This window comes from Curtobacterium sp. TXMA1, from assembly GCF_020162095.1.
Classification (GTDB): Bacteria; Actinomycetota; Actinomycetes; order Actinomycetales; family Microbacteriaceae; genus Curtobacterium.
Map to the genome: position 1 here is coordinate 1,152,355 of NZ_CP083910.1, position 17,698 is coordinate 1,170,052.

Consider the following 17,698-nt stretch of genomic DNA (forward strand, 5'->3'; position numbering starts at 1 on the left):
AGGGCCCCTACTCCGCGGTCCGCCGTACCCGGATCACCCGGAAGCCCTTGTCCGTCGAGGCCCGCGCGACCTGGAACCCGTCGCCGAGCGCATCGGCGAGCCACCGCTGCAGGGAGTCCCCGCCGAGGTCCTTCGACACCACGAGCCAGGCGTCGCCGCCGACCTCGAGCCGGGGCAGCCACGTGAGCAGGATCGTGTGCAGCTCGTCCTTGCCCACCCGGATCGGCGGGTTCGACCAGATCGTCCGGAAGCGCAGGTCGGCGGGGACCTCGTCCGGCAGGCCGACCGTGACGTTCGACAGCCCAGCCGCGACGGCGTTGCGTGCCGCGAGCCCGAGGACGCGTTCGTTCACGTCCACGCCCCACACCTGTGCGTCCGGGGACTCGAGCGCCATCGTGATCGCGATCGGGCCCCATCCGCACCCGACGTCGAGCAGCGCGCCGTCGGACGCGGGCGGCGGCACCGAGCCGAGGAGCACCTTCGTGCCGCGGTCGACGCCGTCCGGGCTGAAGACCCCGGCCGCGGTGGACAGGGTGAGCGGTTGCCCGGCGAGCGTGACGTGCACCTGGCGCTCACGGATCTCCGAGGACGGGTTCGCGGAGAAGTAGTGCTCGTTCGCCATGGAAGAACCGTAGCGGGGAGCCCGTGTGTCCCGGGCGTGGCGGCGGTACCCTGTGGAGAAGATGACGGAAACCACCATGAACGACGGACGATCCGACGACAGCGCCGAGGGTGTCGTGGAGCGCGTCCTCCGCAATGCCGAGACCCGGGCCTCGTCGGCGATCTTCGCTCCCGCCCAGGCCATCCAGACACGATCGGTCGACGAGCACGGCTGGTCCGGCGACGGCGACCAGTACGAGCGCGAGGACCGCGCCGCGCTGCGCCGCGTCACCGGCCTCTCCACCGAGCTCGAGGACGTCACCGAGGTCGAGTACCGGCAGCTCCGGCTCGAGCGGGTCGTCCTGATCGGCGTGTACCCCCAGGGCGACGCGCAGGACGCCGAGAACTCCCTACGGGAGCTCGCCGCCCTGGCCGAGACCGCGGGCGCCGTGGTGCTCGACGGGCTCCTGCAGCGTCGGCCCACCCCCGACCCGGCGACCTACCTCGGCAAGGGCAAGGCCGAGGAGCTCGCCATGGTCGTCAAGGCGACCGGCGCCGACACGGTCGTCGCGGACACCGAGCTCGCCCCGTCGCAGCGACGTGCGCTCGAGGACGTCGTGAAGGTGAAGGTGATCGACCGCACCGCGGTGATCCTCGACATCTTCAGCCAGCACGCCACCACCCGCGAGGGCAAGGCCCAGGTCGAGCTCGCGCAGCTGCAGTACCTGCTGCCGCGTCTGCGTGGCTGGGGTGAGTCGATGTCCCGTCAGGCCGGTGGTCAGGTCTCCGGCGGTGCGGGCATGGGTTCCCGTGGTCCCGGTGAGACGAAGATCGAGCTCGACCGTCGTCGCATCAACACGCGGATGTCGAAGCTCCGTCGCCAGATCGCCGGGTTCCGCCCGGCCCGCGAGGCCAAGCGCGCCGACCGGCACCGCAACGAGGTGCCGAGCGTCGCGATCGCCGGCTACACGAACGCCGGCAAGTCCTCGCTGCTGAACCGGCTGACGAGCGCGGGCGTCCTGGTGCAGAACCAGCTGTTCGCCACCCTCGACGCCACCGTGCGCCGAACCGAGAGCAGCGCCGGGCGCGAGTTCACCTTCGTCGACACGGTCGGGTTCGTGCGGAACCTGCCGCACCAGCTGGTCGAGGCCTTCCGCTCCACCCTCGAGGAGGTCGGTGAGGCCGACGTCATCGTGCACGTGGTCGACGGCTCGCACCCCGACCCGGCTGCGCAGCTCGCGACCGTCCGCGACGTGATGGGCGACGTCGGCGCGCGCGACATCCCCGAGGTCGTCGCGTTCAACAAGGCGGACCTGATCGACGAGGCACAGCGGCTCGTCCTGGTCGGACTCGTCCCCGACGCGGTCTTCGTGTCCGCCCGCACGGGCGAGGGCGTCCCGGAGCTCCTCGCGGCGATCGAGGCCCGACTGCCCGAGCCGGACGTCGAGCTCACCGTGGTGATCCCGTACGACCGCGGCGACCTGGTGTCGTCGCTGCACGACGCCGGCGCGGTCGAGACGACCGACTACGTCGAGGACGGCACGCGCCTGCGGGTGCGCGTCTTCCAGCGCCAGGTCGCGGAGCTCGACCCGTACGTGGTCGCGCCGGTCGCGACGGTCTAGGCCCCGGACCCGCACCGGGACGGACGGGAGGCGCGGTGCCGGCTGGCACCGCGCCTCCCGTCCGTCGACGGTGTCGTCGGTGCTGTCGGTGCCGTCCTCGGATGCCTCCCGATCCGGACGGCGGCGGACCGGGCGTGCGGTCCCGGGAGGGGTCAGATCGAGCGGAGCACCGCGACGACCTTGCCGAGCACGGTGGCCGCGTCGCCGAGGATCGGCTCGAACGCCGAGTTCCGGGGGAGCAGCCACGTGTGGCCGTCGCGCTGGCGGAACACCTTGACCGTCGCTTCTTCGTCGAGCATCGCGGCGACGATGTCCCCGTTGTCCGCGGTCTGCTGCGACCGGACGACCACCCAGTCGCCGTCGCAGATCGCCGCGTCGATCATCGACTCACCGACGACCTTGAGCATGAAGAGGTCGCCCGTGCCGACCAGCTGACGGGGGAGCGGGACGATCTCGTCGACGTGCTGCTCGGCCGTGATGGGGACACCGGCGGCGATGCGTCCGACGAGCGGGACGAGGGTCGTGGCGTCGACGTCCGGCGTCTCGACGTCGGGGGTCGGCTCGTCGACCAGGACCTCGAGCGCCCGCGGGCGGTTCGGGTCGCGACGGATCCACCCGCCGAGCTCGAGCTGGCCGAGTTGGTGGGAGACGCTGGAGAGCGAGGAGAGTCCGGCGGCGTCGCCGATCTCGCGCATGCTCGGCGGGTAGCCCCGGCTGGCGATCGACGCACGGATCGCGTCGAGGATCGCCTGCTGCTTCGCCGTCAACGGCTTCTGGACCCGCAGATCGTCCGCCACGTCGTACCGCCCTTCGTCGGTGCCGGGCGGTCGGGCAGGAATGTCGGTGGTCCCCGCTTGACTCGTCCCAGTCGATCGAAACAGTATCCGACCGCATCCGGCCGGACAAACACCTGTTCGAGCGTGTCGGCAAGAAATCCCGCAGGAATCCCTTCCTGGGACTTGTGCGGGGCGGTATTCGAAACTATGTTCGGTACACGACTTCGGTTCCTCCGAACGGGAAGGCAAGAACGACATGAGCACCATCGCCATCGCTGACCAGCGCACCGCGACGCCCGCCGTCCGTACGCGCCTGCGCATCACGCGTCGCGGCCGCATCGTCCTGACGACGCTCGCGGCCCTCCCCGTCTTCCTGGTCGTCGCCCTCTCCGTGCTGAACGGCGGACAGGCCTCGGCCGGCGACTCCTCGCGTGCCGGTGCACCCGTGCACTTCGAGACCGTCACGGTGCAGCCGGGCGAGACCCTGTGGCAGCTGGCGGAGGAGACCGCACCGCAGGCCGACCCCCGCGACTTCGTGCAGGACGTCGTGAGCCTCAACGCGCTCGACGGTTCGACGCTGCAGGCCGGCGAGCAGATCGCCATCCCGGCCAAGTACACCGCCGGCAACTGACCTGATCGGCGGTCAACGGTCGCCGGGTGGCTCCCGGGGCACGGGCCGGTCGTCCGCCCGCCGTGCCACCGTCCGGACGGCCGGTCGTCCCTTGCGGGCCGCGGCCTACGATGGATCGGTGGACACCACGCTCGAAGACCTCCCGATCCGTGACGACCTCCGCGGGCAGAGCCCGTACGGCGCCCCGCAGAAGCACGTGCGCGTGCAGCTCAACGTCAACGAGAACACGCATCCCGTTCCCGCGGACGTCGCCGAGGACATCGTGGCCTCGATCCGGCAGGCCCTGACGACCGTGAACCGCTACCCCGACCGGGAGTTCACCGAACTCCGCGAGTCTCTCGCCGGCTACCTCAACGGTGGACTGTCCGCCGAGCAGCAGCTCACCCCCGCCCAGCTCTGGGCCGCGAACGGGTCGAACGAGGTCCTGCAGCAACTGCTCCAGGCCTTCGGTGGGCCGGGCCGGTCGGTGCTCGGGTTCCCGCCCACGTACTCGATGCACTCGATCCTCGCGTCCGGCACCGGCACACGGTGGATCCCGGCGCAGCGCGACGACGAGTTCCGCATCGAGCCGGAGACCGTGGTCGCGGCGATCGAGGAGCACCGCCCCGACATCGTGTTCCTGTGCGGTCCGAACAACCCGACGGGCACCCCGCTCGACATCGAGACCATCCGCGCCGCCTACGACGCGACCGACGGCATCGTGATGGTGGACGAGGCCTACGCGGAGTTCATGCCGGCCGACGCCCCGAGTGCGATCACCCTGCTGCCCGGCCGCCCGCGACTCGTGGTGTCCCGCACCATGAGCAAGGCCTTCGCCTTCGCCGGCGCCCGCGTCGGGTACCTGGCGGCGGATACGGCCGTCGTCGACGCGCTCCGTCTGGTGCGCCTGCCGTACCACCTGTCGGCCCTCACCCAGGCGGCAGCCGTCGCCGCGCTCCGGCACGCCCCCGCCATGCTGGCGATGGTCGACGACATCAAGCAGCAACGCGACCGCATGGTCACCGAGCTGCAGGCGATGGGGTACCGCACCTACGAGACCTGGTCGAACTTCGTGCTGTTCGGCGGGGTGGCCGACCCGCACGCCGCGTTCGAGGCCCTGCTCGACCAGGACGTCATCGTCCGCGACCTCGGCATCCCGAACCACCTGCGGGTGAGCGCGGGGACCGCGGAGGAGACGACCGCGTTCCTCGATGCCATGCGCCGCGTGGCCGCCGACCAGCCGCCGGTTAGGGTTGACGCATGACCGCCCGCACCGCCTCGATCAGCCGGAGCACGAGCGAGTCGAGCATCGAGCTCTCGCTCGACCTGGACGGCACCGGTTCGTCCGACATCTCGACGAGCGTGCCGTTCTTCGACCACATGCTGACGGCCTTCAGCAAGCACTCGCTCATCGACCTGCGCGTGCGCTCGACGGGCGACACCGACATCGACGTGCACCACACCGTCGAGGACACCGGCATCGTGCTCGGGCAGGCGCTGCGGCAGGCCCTCGGCGACCGGGCGGGGATCGGCCGCTACGGCGACGCCCTCGTGCCGCTCGACGAAGCCCTGGCGCAGGCCGTGGTCGACGTGTCCGGTCGTCCGTACCTCGTGCACTCCGGCGAGCCCGAGGGCTTCGCGTTCCACCGGATCGGCGGGCACTTCACCGGGTCGATGGTCCGCCACGTGTTCGAGGCGGTCACGTTCAACGCCGGCATCACCGTGCACGTCCGCGTGCTCGGTGGCCGTGACCCGCACCACATCGCGGAGGCCGAGTTCAAGGCCCTCGCCCGCGCGATGCGCCGCGCCGTCGAGCTCGACCCCCGGGTCGACGGCATCCCGTCGACGAAGGGGAAGCTGTGACCGCGAAGCCGAACGTCGTCGTCCTCGACTACGGATCGGGCAACGTCCACTCGGCGGCCAAGGCCCTCGAGCGCGCGGGCGCCGAGGTCACCCTGACCGCCGACAAGCAGGCTGCGCTCCGTGCGGACGGACTGCTCGTCCCGGGCGTCGGCGCGTTCGCAGCGGTCGTCGACCAGCTCGAGGGCGTCCGCGGCGGTGAGATCGTCGACCACCGCCTGGCGGGTGGACGACCGGTGCTCGGCATCTGCGTCGGCATGCAGGTCATGTTCGCCCGGGGCGTCGAGCGCGGCGCCGACGTCGAGGGTCTCGGCCAGTGGCCGGGCGTCGTCGAGGAGATCCAGGCCGAGGTCCTGCCGCACATGGGCTGGAACCGGGTCGAGGCGCCCGAGGACTCCGTGCTCTTCGATGGCCTGCACGACGAGCGGTTCTACTTCGTCCACTCGTACGGCGTGACGGACTTCCCGCTCGACGCCTACGGCCCGTTCCGTGCCCCGCGCCTGACCTGGGCGGAGCACGGGCAGCGGTTCGTCGCCGCGGTCGAGAACGGGCCGCTGACGGCGACGCAGTTCCACCCGGAGAAGTCGGGGGAGCCGGGGATCCGGCTGCTGCGGAACTGGGTCGACTCGCTCTGACCCGGCCGTCCACCGGACGCAGGCTGGGCGGACGGACGCGCGCCGCGCCTCCCGGCCGCCATCGCACCGGCCGACACCAGATCGGTCGCCACCCGATCAGCCGCTCCCCAGCCGCCCCCGCACCGGCCGACACCCGACCAGCCGCAACCCGACCGGCTGCCGCCACACCAGCCGCGACCGCCACGGGCCACGACGGCCACCGGACCGACCGCACCACCTCCCACCGAGAACCGACAGGACCATGACCGACCTCACCGCGACCCCGCCCCTCGTCCTGCTGCCCGCCGTCGACGTCGTCGACGGACAGGCCGTCCGCCTCACCCAGGGCGAGGCCGGCAGCGAGACCTCGTACGGCGACCCGGTCGCCGCGGCCCGCACCTGGCGGGACCAGGGCGCGGAGTGGATCCACCTCGTCGACCTCGACGCGGCGTTCGGGCGCGGGGACAACCGCGAGGTGATCGCGAAGGCGATCCGTGAGGTCGAGGGCGTGTCCGTCGAGCTCTCCGGCGGCATCCGCGACGATGCGTCCCTCGAAGCGGCGCTCGCCACGGGCGCCGCCCGCGTGAACCTCGGCACGGCCGCGCTCGAGAAGCCCGACTGGGCCGCCCGGGTGATCGGGGAGTACGGCGAGCAGATCGCGGTCGGCCTCGACGTGCGCGGGACGACCCTGGCGAGCCGCGGGTGGACCGAGGACGCCGGTGACCTGTGGGAGGTGCTCGACCGGCTCGAGGCCGCCGGGTGCGCCCGCTACGTGGTCACCGACGTGACGAAGGACGGCACGCTGCAGGGGCCGAACGTCGACCTGCTCCGCGCCGTCTGCGACCGCACCGACCAGCCCGTCGTGGCCTCCGGCGGGATCTCGACGCTCGACGACCTCCGTGCGCTCCGAGAGCTCGTGCCGCACGGCCTCGAAGGCGCGATCATCGGCAAGGCCCTGTACTCCGGCGCCTTCACGCTGCCGGCCGCCCTCGACATCGCCTCCGAGTAGCCCCGTGGCGGGCATCTCGAACGGCCGCGGCACCGGACCCGACGCTCCGGAGCCGGGCGCGCACGACGACGCCCACACCCCGGGCGGTGCCGCGGACTCGGCGGGCAACCCGTGGGCCGGACGGACGTTCGACGCCCACGACGACGCCTACGCCGACGACGACGGCCTGGCGGACCCGACGCTCGTCGCGGCGATCACGGCCCTGCAGCAGGGCGGGTCGCAGCGTGCGGTCGTCGATGCCCTGCGCGGCGCACGGCTGCTCATCCCGCTCGTCGCCGAGGCCGGTGACGTCGGGCACACCGCCGAGGGCAAGCTCGTCGACAAGACCCAGGAGCTGTCGATCGTCACGGTCGCGGGGCCGGACGGGCGCAGCGTGATGCCCGCCTTCACCTCGGCCGAGGCGATGCGGTCGTGGGACGCCACCGCGCGTCCGGTGCCGGCGGACTCGCGTCGGGTCGCGATGGCCGCGGCGAGCGAGGAGACGCAGCTCGTCGTCCTCGACCCGACGGCTCCGACCGAGTTCGTGCTCCGTCGGCCCGCCGTGTGGGCGATCGGGCAGGACCTGCCGTGGAGCCCGTGCTTCGAGGACCCGGAGGTCGGGCAGGCGTTCGCCGCCTCGGTCGCCGACGAGCCTGCCGTGGCACGCGTCGAGCTGTCGCCGGGCGACCCGCTCGGCCGGTTCGCCGGCGCCGAGCTGACGGTCGGCCTGGCGCTGCACCCGGGACTCGACCAGGCGGCCGTCCAGGCGCTCGTCGGTCGGCTGCAGCAGCGGTGGACGGCGGACGCGGTCATCGCGGACCGGGTGGACAGCATGCGCGTCGCGCTGCGGCCCGCCTGACGCCGTCGGTGCGGTCGCGCGTGGTGCGAGTGGTCCGCGAAGGCGACAGTGTCCGCCCGACGGTTGCGGGGACACTGTCGCTCTGCCGCACGACTCGCGGACGGGTGACACGGCCGGGAGGTACGGTGCAGCTCCGCCCCGTGCGCTGCGGCCCGCCGCGGCGGTGCGACCGGGGCCCCTGGCGGCACGCCGGTACGATGACCGAGTGAGCACGAACCCGACGACCACCCCCGGCACCGAGCAGACCCCGGTCGGCCCCACCGGTCGGCCCGTCCGGCAGTTCCCGGTGCCCGCGCCGCTCGACGGCCACGGCCCCGCTCGCATCATCGCGCTCTGCAACCAGAAGGGCGGCGTCGGCAAGACCACGACGTCGATCAACCTCGGTGCCGCGCTCGCCGAGTACGGCCGTCGGGTCCTCGCCGTCGACTTCGACCCGCAGGGCGCCCTGTCCGCCGGGCTCGGGGTCCGCACGCACGACGTCCCCACCGTCTACGACCTGCTGATGGGCTCCGTGAAGGACCCGCGCGAGGTCATCCGCCAGACGAACGTGCCGATGCTCGACGTCATCCCGGCGAACATCGACCTGTCCGCCGCCGAGGTCCACCTCGTCAACGAGGTCGCCCGCGAGCAGATCCTGGCGAGCGTGCTGCGCAAGGTGTCGAACGACTACGACCTGATCCTGGTCGACTGCCAGCCGTCCCTCGGTCTGCTGACGGTCAACGCCCTGACCGCGGCGCACGGCGTGCTCATCCCGCTCGAGTGCGAGTTCTTCGCGCTGCGCGGTGTCGCGCTGCTGATCGAGACGATCGACAAGGTGCGGGACCGGCTCAACCCGGCACTGCGGCTCGACGGCATCCTGGCGACGATGTACGACTCGCGGACGCTGCACTCGCGCGAGGTCATGGAGCGCGTCGTGGAGACGTTCGACGAGAACGTGCTCGACACGGTGATCAGCCGGACCGTGAAGTTCCCGGACGCCACGGTGTCGGCGCGGCCGATCACGCAGACGGCGCCGGAGCACGCCGCGGCGCACGCCTACCGGGCGCTCGCCAGGGAGCTCGTCGAGCGTGGCGCCGTCGCCTGACCCGTCCGCATCCTCCTCCGGCCCGACAGCGCCGGTCGACGACGACGGCGTCGCCGGGTCCGCGCCGGCGGGGACCACGACCGCGCCCGGCTTCCGGGTCCGGCTGCGCAACTTCGACGGCCCGTTCGACCTCCTGCTCTCGCTCATCACGAAGCACGAGCTCGACATCACCGAGGTCTCGCTCGGCGCGGTCACGGGCGAGTTCATCCAGTACGTCCGCCAGGCCGAGTCCGCCGACGAGCTCGACGAGGCCAGCGAGTTCCTCGTGGTCGCCGCCACCCTGCTCGACCTGAAGATCGCCGGACTCCTCCCGCAGGGCGAACTCGTGGACGCCGAGGACGTCGCCCTGCTCGAGGCCCGGGACCTGCTCTTCGCACGACTCCTGCAGTACCGGGCGTTCAAGCAGGCCGCCGAGTGGTTCGGGGAGCGGTGGCAGCAGGAGTCGCGCCGCCACGTCCGCCGGGTCCGGCTCGAGGAGCGCTTCCGCGCCCGCACCCCGGAGCTCGTGTGGACCCTCTCGGTGCAGGACTTCGCCGCGATCGCGACGCTGGCGTTCGCGCCGCGGGAGATCCCGACCGTGGGGCTCGACCACCTGCACGCCCCGCTCGTGAGCATCCGCGAGCAGGCCGCGATCGTGGTGTCGATCCTCCGCACCCGGGCGGACGAGGACGTGTCGTTCCGCGAGCTGGTCGCCGGGGTCTCGGAGACGGGTATCGTTGTGGCTCGCTTCCTGGCGATCCTGGAGCTGTACCGGAACGCATCGATCTCGTTCGAGCAGCTCGAACCGCTGGGGGAGCTGACACTCCGCTGGACCGCCGAGGACTGGTCCGACGAGAGCCTCGCGAACCTGGGAGCCGACTATGACGGATGACGCACGCGCCGCCGCATCGAGCGCCGAACCCGGGGGAGCGGACGAGGTCGCCGACGCCCGAGCGATCGAGCACGAGCTGCACGCCCGCCAGGCCGCGCACCCGGACCTGCCCGTCGACCGGCAGCTCGAGGCCATCCTGATGATCGCCGACGAGCCGCAGTCGCTCGTCTCGCTCGGTGCCGCGGTGGGCGCGCCGGTGCCCGCCGTCCGTCAGGCGATCGAGCGGCTCGTCGCCGACTTCGACGGTGTCGACGGCACGGTACGCCGCGGCTTCGAACTCCGCGAGGTCGGCGGCGGCTGGCGCTTCTACGTGCGGCGCGAGCTCGACGACGTCGTCGAGCAGTTCGTCGAGGCCGAGCGGCCTGCGCGCCTGTCGCAGGCCGCGCTCGAGACCCTAGCGGTGGTCGCCTACAAGCAGCCGATCACCCGCTCGCAGATCGCCTCGATCCGGGCGGTGAACGTCGACGGCGTCGTCCGCACGCTCGTCGCGCGCGGCCTCATCGAAGAGTCGTTCACCGACGCCGAGACCGGCGCCATCAACTACGTCACGTCCGACCTGCTGCTCCAGCAGCTCGGCATCAACTCGCTCGACGAACTGCCGCTGATCTCGCCTCTGCTGGAGGACGGCGCGGACGGCTTCGGGCACAACGAAGGGATCCCCGATGGCCGCGTATGAGAACGAACGACGAGGTGGGTCCCGAGGGGGATCGGACGGCCGTTCCGGTGGGTACGGTCGCGGCTCCGACCGCTCCGGTGCTGACCGGTCCGGTGCTGATCGGTCCGGCTCCGATCGGCCTGGAGGCGCGTCCCGCGACCGCACCGCCGGCTCCGGCCGCGCGGGTGGTCGGCCTGGTGCGGACCGTGGCGGGTACCGCGGGCGCGACGAGCGCCCGACAGGTGGTGGTGACCGTGGTGGGTACCGCGGGCGTGACGATCGGTCCGGTGGTGAGCGTGGTGGGTACCGCGGCGGGTCGGACCAGGGCGGGTACCGCGGGCGTGACGATCGACGGGGTGGCGACCGTGGTGGGTACCGCGGACAGGACGACCGCGGCGGTGAGCGTGGTGGGTACCGCGGACAGGACGACCGCGGCGGTGAGCGTGGTGGGTACCGCGGCCGCGACGACCGGTCCGGTGGCGAGCGCGGCGGGTACCGCGGCGGGTCGGACCAGGGCGGGTACCGCGGACGTGACGACCAGCGGGGTGGCGACCGTGGTGGGTACCGCGCCGGTCCTGACCAGGGCGGGTACCGCGGGCGCGACGACCGCGGCGGTGACCGTGGTGGGTACCGTGGGCGCGACGACCGCTCCGGTGGGGACCGCGGCCGCTTCGTGAGCCGCGACGCCGACCGCCGCAGCACCGACCGCGGCGGGTTCGTCGGCCGCGAGGACGACCGCTCCGGCGGGTACCGCGGGCGTGACGACCGGCAGGGCGGCGACCGTGGTGGGTACCGCGGGCGCGACGACCGCGGCGGCGAGCGTCTTGGTGGGTACCGCGGGCGTGACGAGCGTCCGGGTGGTGACCGTGGTGGGTACCGCGGGCGTGACGAGCGTCCGGGTGGTGACCGTGGTGGTTACCGCGGGCGTGACGAGCGTCCGGCCGGCGACCGTGGTGGGTACCGCGGCCGCGACGACGAGCGTCGCGGCACCGACCGCCGCGACGCCGGGCGCCGACCGGAGCGCCGTGACGACCGCCGTGACGACCGCCGCGACCCCGCCCGCGAGGACCGCCGCACCCCCGACGGTCGACCGAGCACCGTCTGGCACAACGGTCGCCGCTACGTCGGCGGGACGACCACTGCACGCAACGGCGATCGGCCGGGTGCGGGCGGACGCGGACGCATCCCGAGCGGCGCCGAGCGTGGGACGACGCCGCGCCCGGAGGGTGCGCGTGACGACCACGGCATCCCGGTGGAGGGCACGCCCGAGCGGCCGATCATCCCGGACTGGGACGCGGACGAGGCGGGGTCGCCCGCCGGGGGTGCGGCGAGCCTCCAGGCCGACGGTGAGCGGCTGCAGAAGGTCATCGCCGCTGCGGGCGTGGCGTCCCGGCGGGTCGCGGAGAACCTGATCGTCGAGGGGCGCGTCACGGTGAACGGCGAGGTCGTCGAGGCCCTCGGCCGCCGCGTCGACCCCGAGTCGGATGAGATCGCGGTGGACGGTGTGCCGGTGCAGGTGGACACCTCGCGGCGGTACGTGCTGCTCAACAAGCCGGTCGGGATCGTGTCGAGCCTGCAGGACGAGCGCGGTCGACGGGACCTGTCGGAGTTCGTGGACCGGTACGAGGAGCGCCTGTTCAACGTCGGTCGACTCGACGCCGAGACGTCCGGGCTGCTCCTCCTGACGAACGACGGCGACCTTGCGCACGTGCTGGCCCACCCGTCGTTCGGCGTGACGAAGACCTACATCGCGAAGGTCGCGGGCAACGTGAACCCGGCGACGGTACAGCGGCTGCTCGACGGCGTGGAGCTCGAGGACGGACCGATCGCCGCGGACAAGGTGCGCCTGCTCGAGTCCGCCCGCGGTGAGTCCCTGGTCGAGATCACCCTGCACTCGGGGCGCAACCGGATCGTGCGACGCATGCTCGACGCGGTCGACCACCCGGTGCTCGAGCTCGTGCGGCGGTCGTTCGGGCCGCTGCAGCTCGGATCGTTGCCGATCGGCAGGGTACGTGAGCTCTCGACCGTCGAGCTCGGTGCACTCCTGCGCATCGCCCGCGAGGCGAAGGGCTCTGCACAGGGCGACACCGACGAGGAGACTGCCGACTGACGCTCGGTAGGCTGAGGCCCGTGACCGACGCCCCCGCCCCGCTCGCCGAACCGGACATCGACCGGCGGCTGCGCGGACCCGTGCGGGTCGTCGGTGCCGGGCTGCTGGGCGCGTCGATCGGACTCGCCCTGCGCGAGAAGGGCGTCGACGTCGTGCTCGACGACGTCTCGCCGGCCGCACTGGCGCTCGCCGTCGACTACGGTGCGGGCCGGCGACCGGCGGACGGCGACGACCCGGAGCTCGTCGTGGTGGCGGTCCCGCCGGACGTGGTCGCGACGGTCGTCGAGCGTGAGCTCACTGCCTTCCCGCGCGCGGTCGTCACCGACGTCGCGAGCGTCAAGGCGGGTCCGCTCGACCGGCTGCGCGCATCCGGTGCCGACGTCAGCCGGTACATCGGCTCGCACCCGATGGCGGGTCGTGAGCGCAGCGGACCGACCGCAGCGCGGGCCGACCTGTTCGTCGGTCGCCCCTGGGTCATCGCCGGGCACGACGCGATCTCGTACCAGCGTGCCGCGGTGGTCGAGGACCTGGCGCTCGACGTCGGCGCGACCGTGGTGCCGATGGAGCCGGACTCGCACGACCTCGCCGTCGCGTACGTCTCGCACGCGCCGCAGCTCGTGTCGACCCTGATGGCCGCGCGGCTGCAGGAAGCGCCTGACGGGTCGCTCGGCCTCGCCGGTGGCGGCGTGCGCGACGTGACCCGCATCGCCGCGAGCGACCCCGGCCTGTGGGTGCAGATCATCGGGGCGAACGCGGTCAACATCCGGCCGGTGCTCGCCGACCTGCGCGACGACCTCGACCGGGTGCTCGCCGCGCTCGACGACCCCGACGGGCAAGGATCGCCGCGGACGATCGCGGAGACCATCGCCGCAGGCAACCGCGGGGTCGAGCGGCTCCCCGGCAAGCACGGCACCACCAAGCGCTTCGCCCAGGTGGTCGTCCTCGTCGACGACACCCCGGGACAGATCGCCGCGCTCCTGCAGTTCATCGGGGAGATCGGCATCAACCTCGAGGACATGCGCCTCGAGCACTCACCGGGCGCACCGATCGGCATCGTCGAGGTGTCGGTCGTGCCCGAGCAGGAACAGCGACTCGTCGAGGAACTCGAGGGGCGCGGATGGAGGATCGCAGCAGCATGGGCCTGAACGACGACACGCACGTCACGCCGGACGACTCCGGCGTCACCGGGGGTCCCGAGGGGCCCGACTCCGGTCTGCCCACCCCGACCCCGGGCGACGGTGCGGCCGGCGGCGCCGACGGTGGTGCGCTCGGTGGGCCCGCAGGTGGGCTCGGCACCCCGGGCGGCGAGCCCGGGTCGACCAGCGCCCCCGTGCCGTCCGGCCTGCCGCAGGGCGCGTTCGTCGCGAAGACCGTCATCGCGGTCGACGGCCCCGCCGGCAGCGGCAAGTCCAGCGTCTCGCGCGCGGCCGCCCGTGCCCTGGGCTTCGGGTACCAGGACACCGGCGCCGCCTACCGTGCACTCGCATGGCATGCCCTGCAGCAGGGCGTCGACCTCGACGACGCCGCCGCGGTCGTGGCGAGCTGGGACACCTTCGACTACTCCATCGGCACCGACCCCGACGACTACTTCGTCCGCGTCGGCGACACCGACGTGACCGAAGCGATCCGCACCCCCGAGGTGACCGCGGCGGTCGCGCACATCGCCAAGCTCCCCGGGGTCCGCGAGAAGCTCGTGCAGCTGTTCCGGCAGGTCATGCGGAAGGCCGACGCGCAGGGCATCATCACCGAGGGTCGCGACATCACCACGGTCGTCGCACCCGACGCCGAGGTCCGCATCCTGCTGACCGCCGACGAGTCGGTTAGGATGGCTCGGCGCTCGGCAGAGGTCACCACGCAGTCGGCCGCCGAGACCTCCGCCGCACTCGCCCGCCGAGACGCGGCGGACGCGAAGGTCGTCGACTTCATGAACGCCGCGGACGGTGTCACGACGCTCGACTCCACCGACCTCGACTTCGACCAGACCGTCCAGGCGGTCGTCGACCTGGCCCGAGCGGCCACGCACTGACGCACGACCGGGCGCCGTCCGGTCACCACGACCGGGTCGCCCGGTCACCACGGCCGGGGAACCGGCCCGGCCGGCACCGGCCACCGACACCGCGACCCCGGTCGCACACGAGGAAACCCACCATGGCCCAGCAGGACAGCCACGACAACGACGACTTCCCGGAGTACGACGACGCGCTCGGCGAACGGCTCGCCGGACTCGACGACGCCGAGGCGGACCAGCGTGCGAACGCGCTCCGCGCCGGACTCGACGAGTACGAGCTCGACGACGAGGACGTCGCGCTCCTCGACGCCGGTGAGCTCGGCGAGGACGGCGTCCACTACCTGCCCGCGTACCCGGTGCTCGCGATCGTCGGGCGTCCGAACGTCGGCAAGTCGGCGCTCGTCAACCGCATCATCGGCCGTCGCGAGGCCGTCGTGCAGGACGTCCCCGGCGTCACCCGCGACCGCGTGAGCTACAAGGCCGAGTGGAACGACAAGCGCTTCACGCTCGTCGACACCGGCGGGTGGGAGCCCGACGCCCGCGGCATCAACGCCTCGGTCGCCGCCCAGGCCGAGGTCGCGGTCGACCTCGCCGACGCCGTGCTCTTCGTCGTCGACGTCACGGTCGGCATCACCGCCACCGACGAGCACGTCGTGAAGATGCTCCGCGGGACCGACCGCCCGGTCATCGTCGTCGCGAACAAGGCCGACGACGACCGCCGTGACCTGGACGCCTACGAGCTGTGGAACCTCGGGCTCGGCGAGCCGCACCCGGTCTCCGCGCTGCACGGCCGCGGCGTCGCGGACCTGATGGACCTCATCATCAAGACGCTCCCCGACACGTCGGCCGTCGCCAAGCAGGAGGTCGGCGGACCCCGTCGCGTCGCGATCCTCGGCCGCCCGAACGTCGGCAAGAGCTCGCTGCTCAACAAGGCCGCGGGCGAGGAGCGCGTCGTCGTCAACGACCTCGCGGGGACCACCCGTGACCCGGTGGACGAGCAGATCGAGCTCGGCGGCCGCGTGTGGCGCTTCGTCGACACCGCCGGCATCCGGAAGCGCGTGCACCTGCAGCAGGGCGCGGACTTCTACGCCTCGCTCCGCACCACCGCGGCGCTCGAGAAGGCCGAGGTCGCCGTCGTCGTGCTCGACGTGACCGAGCCGATCTCGACGCAGGACCTCCGCATCATCGACCTGGTGCTCGAGTCCGGTCGCGCGCTCGTCCTCGCCTACAACAAGTGGGACCTGCTCGACGACGACCGACGTCGCTACCTCGAGCGCGAGATCGAGCAGGACCTGGCGCACGTCGCCTGGGCCCCGCGCGTCAACATCTCCGCCCGGACGGGCCGTCACCTCGAGAAGCTCGTGCCGGCGCTCGAGACCGCGCTCGAGTCGTGGGACACCCGCATCCCGACCGGCAAGGTCAACGCCTTCATCGCCGAGCTCGTGCAGGAGCACCCGCACCCGGTTCGCGGTGGCAAGCAGCCCCGCATCCTGTTCGGGACGCAGGCGTCGAGCCAGCCGCCGACGTTCGTGCTCTTCACCTCGGCGTTCCTCGACCCGCAGTACCGCCGCTTCATCACGCGTCGTCTGCGCGAGGTGTGGGGCTTCGAGGGCACCCCGATCAACGTCAACATGCGGGTGCGCGAGCGCCGCAAGCGCACGTAGCGGTCGGACGACGACGTGGGACGGCGAGCACGGCGAGGACCCCTGGCGGGCCTGCTGGCGCTCGCCGTCGTCGTGTCCGGGCTCGGCGCCGCATGGCTCGTCACCGGGGACGACGACGGGGACCGGGCCGGGCGTCCCAGCGACCGGCCGAACGTGGCCGGGACGGCCGAGCGAGACGACGGAGCCGGGCGCGCGGGTGAGACCGTCCCCAGGGAGGGGTCTGTGCCCGCGGACGCATCCGGACCCGTCGACCGGTCCGGACCCGTCGACCGGTCCGGTCCGCTCGCGGTGTCGAACGCCCTCGGTGCCCCGATCCCGGGTGCCGGCGTCCGACAGGGCGTCCCGCGGAGCGTCGAGGACTGGGTCGACCGGGTCCTGCCCGTCGCCGGCACCGCGACGCCGCTGGTCGACGGGTTCGCGGCGACCATCCGCATCGAACGCGCCGACGAGTCCGACGAGTCCGACGAGTCCACCGTCACGGTCCGGGTCGACGGGCTGTCCCTGCCGCCAGGGACCCAATCGGTCCGACTCGTCCTCGCACCGGACGCGCTGCCCGACGTCGAGGCCCTCGCGCACGCCGCGTCCATCGTGTCGGCCCCGATCGACGGGAGTACTTCCGGGGGCTTCGCGCTCGTCATCGGTGCCTCGGCGCTCCAGGCCGACACCCGCTCCGCCGCCCTGGTCGACGACGAGACCGACGCGGTGCTCGGCGTCGCGCTGCTCGTCCCCGCGGACTGAGCGGGACCGGAGCGGCACGGCCCTCCGACGGGCGCCGGATGCGGCACCATTGACTCGTGCGTCTCCCCGTCCTCGCCGACCGTCTCTGGTGCCGGCTGCACCTGGACCGCCTGGCCGGCGGTCGGCAGGCCGACTACGTGATCCGCGAGGACATGCTCGCCCACCCCGACACCGTGCGGTCGTTCCGGTGGATACGGTGGCTGCTCGTCGCCGAGACCGCGGTCGGACTCGCGGCGATCGTCGTCGCGGTGCTGCTCACCCGCGCGGGGGAGACCGTCGCGTGGGCCGTCTGGTTCCGGGCGACCGTGGTGCTCCTCATCACCCTGACGCTCTACGTGTTCGCGTGGCGGGCACAGCTCGGCTACTACTGGGCCTACCAGCGCCTGCGGCTGTTCAGCCGGATCTTCCCGGTCGTGACCCTCGTCGTCGCAGCGATCCCCGGGCTCTACCCGTTCTGGATGGTCATCGAGCAGATCCTCTTCTCGCTCCTGATGATCGGCATCGGCGACGTGCTGACGAGCGACCACATGCGCACCACGTTCCCGAAGCCGGCGCGGCCTCCACGGCGGGAGCGGTCCGCCGGGTGACCTCCGAGCCGTCCGTGGTCGGAGGACGCCCGTACGATGGTGGGCACGGGGG

Annotated in this window: 19 protein-coding genes; 17 read left to right on the forward strand and 2 right to left on the reverse strand. The window is 72.7% G+C overall.

Translation table 11 applies throughout. From position 1 onward, the window contains the following. Positions 1-7 precede the first annotated feature (7 nt). Complete coding sequence (locus tag LCG91_RS05460; protein WP_058750057.1) at positions 8-622, reverse strand: class I SAM-dependent methyltransferase; 615 nt, start codon at positions 620-622, stop codon at positions 8-10. Between the two features lie 61 nt (positions 623-683). On the opposite strand from LCG91_RS05460, the gene hflX reads away from it, so the two are divergent. Beyond that, complete coding sequence (hflX, locus tag LCG91_RS05465) at positions 684-2,222, forward strand: GTPase HflX (RefSeq protein WP_058728408.1); 1,539 nt, start codon at positions 684-686, stop codon at positions 2,220-2,222. Between the two features lie 152 nt (positions 2,223-2,374). Here hflX and lexA read toward each other — a convergent pair whose 3' ends face one another. Beyond that, positions 2,375-3,019: a transcriptional repressor LexA gene (gene lexA, locus LCG91_RS05470; protein ID WP_082687623.1), complete on the reverse strand. Its 645-nt coding sequence runs from the start codon at positions 3,017-3,019 to the stop codon at positions 2,375-2,377. A gap of 235 nt (positions 3,020-3,254) precedes the next feature. Between lexA and LCG91_RS05475 the strand changes: the two genes are divergently transcribed. From LCG91_RS05475 to LCG91_RS05550, 16 genes are all read left to right on the forward strand, one after another. Continuing rightward, a complete protein-coding gene (locus tag LCG91_RS05475; protein WP_058728400.1) occupies positions 3,255-3,629 on the forward strand; it encodes a LysM peptidoglycan-binding domain-containing protein in 375 nt (124 codons plus the stop codon). Between the two features lie 118 nt (positions 3,630-3,747). After that, positions 3,748-4,872, forward strand: coding sequence for a histidinol-phosphate transaminase (locus tag LCG91_RS05480; protein ID WP_224442747.1), 1,125 nt, complete (start codon positions 3,748-3,750; stop codon positions 4,870-4,872). Then, positions 4,869-5,471: an imidazoleglycerol-phosphate dehydratase HisB gene (hisB, locus tag LCG91_RS05485; RefSeq protein ID WP_224442748.1), complete on the forward strand. Its 603-nt coding sequence runs from the start codon at positions 4,869-4,871 to the stop codon at positions 5,469-5,471. The genes LCG91_RS05480 and hisB overlap by 4 nt, the downstream gene beginning before the upstream one ends. Continuing rightward, on the forward strand, positions 5,468-6,103 hold the full coding sequence (hisH, locus tag LCG91_RS05490) for an imidazole glycerol phosphate synthase subunit HisH (protein ID WP_058728403.1): 636 nt from the start codon (positions 5,468-5,470) through the stop codon (positions 6,101-6,103). Before hisB ends, hisH begins: the two co-directional genes overlap by 4 nt. A gap of 241 nt (positions 6,104-6,344) precedes the next feature. Further along, positions 6,345-7,091, forward strand: a complete 747-nt coding sequence (gene priA / locus LCG91_RS05495; protein ID WP_058728404.1) for a bifunctional 1-(5-phosphoribosyl)-5-((5-phosphoribosylamino)methylideneamino)imidazole-4-carboxamide isomerase/phosphoribosylanthranilate isomerase PriA — start codon at positions 6,345-6,347, stop codon at positions 7,089-7,091. Positions 7,092-7,095: 4 nt separating this feature from the next. Next, complete coding sequence (locus LCG91_RS05500; RefSeq protein WP_224442749.1) at positions 7,096-7,929, forward strand: SseB family protein; 834 nt, start codon at positions 7,096-7,098, stop codon at positions 7,927-7,929. Between the two features lie 205 nt (positions 7,930-8,134). Then, positions 8,135-9,013, forward strand: coding sequence for a ParA family protein (locus LCG91_RS05505; protein WP_058728405.1), 879 nt, complete (start codon positions 8,135-8,137; stop codon positions 9,011-9,013). Next, positions 8,997-9,884: a segregation and condensation protein A gene (locus tag LCG91_RS05510; protein WP_058728406.1), complete on the forward strand. Its 888-nt coding sequence runs from the start codon at positions 8,997-8,999 to the stop codon at positions 9,882-9,884. The genes LCG91_RS05505 and LCG91_RS05510 overlap by 17 nt, the downstream gene beginning before the upstream one ends. Positions 9,885-10,023: 139 nt before the next feature. Then, complete coding sequence (gene scpB, locus LCG91_RS05515; RefSeq protein ID WP_233422397.1) at positions 10,024-10,560, forward strand: SMC-Scp complex subunit ScpB; 537 nt, start codon at positions 10,024-10,026, stop codon at positions 10,558-10,560. A gap of 47 nt (positions 10,561-10,607) precedes the next feature. Further along, positions 10,608-11,216, forward strand: a complete 609-nt coding sequence (locus LCG91_RS05520) for a hypothetical protein (protein ID WP_224442751.1) — start codon at positions 10,608-10,610, stop codon at positions 11,214-11,216. A 599-nt stretch (positions 11,217-11,815) separates the two neighbouring features. Further along, positions 11,816-12,649, forward strand: coding sequence for a pseudouridine synthase (locus tag LCG91_RS05525; protein ID WP_411955834.1), 834 nt, complete (start codon positions 11,816-11,818; stop codon positions 12,647-12,649). Positions 12,650-12,669: 20 nt separating this feature from the next. Further along, positions 12,670-13,794, forward strand: coding sequence for a prephenate dehydrogenase (locus LCG91_RS05530; RefSeq protein ID WP_224442752.1), 1,125 nt, complete (start codon positions 12,670-12,672; stop codon positions 13,792-13,794). 185 nt (positions 13,795-13,979) lie between these two features. Then, on the forward strand, positions 13,980-14,675 hold the full coding sequence (cmk, locus tag LCG91_RS05535; protein ID WP_224443103.1) for a (d)CMP kinase: 696 nt from the start codon (positions 13,980-13,982) through the stop codon (positions 14,673-14,675). Between the two features lie 122 nt (positions 14,676-14,797). Next, complete coding sequence (gene der / locus LCG91_RS05540; protein WP_058728042.1) at positions 14,798-16,321, forward strand: ribosome biogenesis GTPase Der; 1,524 nt, start codon at positions 14,798-14,800, stop codon at positions 16,319-16,321. A 222-nt stretch (positions 16,322-16,543) separates the two neighbouring features. Beyond that, complete coding sequence (locus LCG91_RS05545) at positions 16,544-17,059, forward strand: hypothetical protein (protein ID WP_224442753.1); 516 nt, start codon at positions 16,544-16,546, stop codon at positions 17,057-17,059. A 56-nt stretch (positions 17,060-17,115) separates the two neighbouring features. Next, complete coding sequence (locus LCG91_RS05550) at positions 17,116-17,646, forward strand: hypothetical protein (protein WP_224442754.1); 531 nt, start codon at positions 17,116-17,118, stop codon at positions 17,644-17,646. Positions 17,647-17,698: the final 52 nt, after the last annotated feature.